This is a genomic window from Azotobacter armeniacus (genome assembly GCF_054779355.1).
The window spans coordinates 1-2,514 of the sequence record NZ_BAAGYK010000075.1 but is presented as its reverse complement, the minus strand read 5'-3'; the positions used below and the strand labels follow the sequence as shown (position 1 = coordinate 2,514).

The window sequence follows — 2,514 nt, the reverse complement described above, 5'->3', positions numbered from 1 at the left end:
ATGAGCTGGCTGGCCAAAACCCCGGAGCGGGTAGTTGCCTATTTCCAGCATGCGTCGGTGCGTTATGCCACTTAGATTGGGTATTTGATTGCCGGGTTAATAAGAGCGATGCGTTTGAGGTAATCACTAAAGGCTTACCGAGCACAAAATTCAGTGGACCGAACGGTCTTAAATTCCGCTCCGGCCTGATGGAGTACATTTATGACCGCTAAGCCGTATACGTTCTTTGTCAATCGTTTCGTTATTGCCAAAGGTGGCAAGGCAGTATACGACGAGGTATTCCACAGAGGCGTCAATATTATTCGAGGCGCCAATAGCGTAGGCAAGTCTACGATCATGGACTTCCTATTCAATTGCCTCGGTGGGGACATTGCGGAAGATCGATGGAACGAAGAAGCTCAGACATGCGACGCAGTCTTTGCAGAGATCGAATTAAACGGCCACGTTTTGACAATCCATCGCCCGGTAGAACCAGGCAAGAAGCCCCCCATGAACTTCTCCGACGGCAGCTACGAGCAGCTCCAAGCCGCCAATTCGGCGGTGGTTTGGCAGAGCTATGGAATCAATCGTACCGATGAAAAACTCAGCTTCTCCCAGCAGCTCTTTGAGCTCTTGGACTGGCCTCACAGCCAGACGGATGACTTTGCGAATCTCACCATCCACCAGATCCTACGCCTGATTTACGTTGATCAAGGCACTGCGGTTAACAAGATTCTGCGAGCCGAACACTCAACGTTCGACAAGCCCAGCATGCGCCAAGCGATCGGAGATTTTCTGCTTGGTCTGGATGACCTCGGCATCTATGCGCTCAAGCAGCAGATGTCAAAAGCAGAGTCCGAATTCGCGAAAATCGATGGTCAGTTGGACTCCATCTATAGGTACGTGTCCCCCTCCGAAGGTGTGCTGCGTGCAGCCTCACTCAACACCACTATCGAGAACGCTAACAAGGAGCTTAAGGGACTGCTCGCTCAGCGAGACACGTTGCTGGCTCAACCTGACGAATCAACCGCGGACACTACCCTAAGGGCCCAAGCTGAACAGGCTAGCAAGGAGATCACTGAACTCACAAAAGAAATCGACATCCGGACGACCAAGCAAGCCGAAATGGTCAATGAGATCGTCGAATCCGAGCTGTTCATCGCAGCGATCGAGTCGAGGATCAAGGCGCTCAAGGAGTCTCGTACCGCCTACGATTTCTTCGGTGAAGTCAGGTTCAAATTCTGTCCAAGCTGCTTGTCCGCCCTGCCAGATTCGGACAAAGAAAAATGCCACCTGTGCAAAGCCGAGCTGGACAAGAGCTCCAGGGAGGCGTCTTATCTCGCAGCACTGAATGAGCTGGCGTTTCAGAAGAAAGAAAGCACGAAGGTGCTGGTAGAGCTGAGAACCAAGCTCAGCGAACATGCTCACTACCTGAGCTCAAAGCAGCGTGCGCTGCAAATGATTAAATCCAATCACATCGCGGCGCTTAGGATGAACTCCGATCGCGTGTTTAAGCTCAACGAGCTGTCGGCCAAGATCGGTACCATCGAGGAGCGAATCAAAAACTATGAGACGAAGGCCAAACTGGTAGCGGCAGTAGAGGGGCTCATTGAGAAAAAGCAGAGCCTCAATGCCACAATGCTAGAGCTGGATGAGCAGATCAAGGCCAGCAAAGCGCAAACCAGCACTCGCCGTGAGTCCATCGAAAGTAATCTGTCTGAAAAGACCGTGGAGCTTCTCAAGAAGGACGGTGGCTTCGAACCCGCCTTCAACGTCGCAAAAACCGTTATGTTCGATTTCGGCAAAGACTTCATGCTGGTCGACGGGCGCTCGAAATTCTCTGCCAGCTCCGAAACCATCCTCAAGAACAGTTTCCACTTGGCGATTCTGCTGGAGTCACTGGAGGATGACAGTATGCGTTACCCAAGGTTGCTCTTGCTCGATAACACTGAGGACAAGGGGATGGGCCCAGATCGCAGCCAGAACTTCCAGAGAGTACTTGTAGAGGCGCTCACTGAGTATGAGGGAAAGCCATATCAAGTCATCATGACCACTTCTATGGTTGATCCCGAGCTTGATATATCCGATCTCTGTGTGGGGCCACATTACACGAAAGGCATGCACACACTTAATATCTAGACGGCATTCATGATTGGAGCACTTGGCCGCTTTAGATCGACTCCGGCCTGTCGTAACCGGCAGAAGTCGACCCAAAACGGTCGGTCGGCTCTCTCCAATTAGTATTTCATCGCCAAGGCGAACTTGCGCCTAGGCGCTTGTCGAGTGTCGTCCGCTGGAGTGTCGCATTGGACCTTCTGCAAATTCGGTGGGCTGTCGTATGAGCCGCTTAAATCATTTCCTGCAAAGGAAGCATGAGTACTCAGGATCAGTCGGACAGATACTTTCAAGTGTGCTAGACTGCGCCGTACATGGTTATTAACCCGGCAATCAAATACCCAATCTAAGTGGCATAACGCACCGACGCATGCTGGAAATAGGCAACTACCCGCTCCGGGGTTTTGGCCAGCCAGCTCA

The 2,514-nt window shown here is 51.8% G+C and carries 2 protein-coding genes; both read left to right on the top strand.

The features are described 5' to 3' along the window. Positions 1–212, top strand: a 212-nt coding sequence (locus tag ACYVD0_RS12105; RefSeq protein WP_460427042.1) for an ABC-three component system middle component 5, incomplete at its 5' end; no start/stop codon positions are given. Next, positions 202–2,118, top strand: a complete 1,917-nt coding sequence (locus ACYVD0_RS12100) for an AAA family ATPase (RefSeq protein ID WP_460427041.1) — start codon at positions 202–204, stop codon at positions 2,116–2,118. The genes ACYVD0_RS12105 and ACYVD0_RS12100, both read left to right, overlap by 11 nt. Positions 2,119–2,514 lie beyond the last annotated feature (396 nt).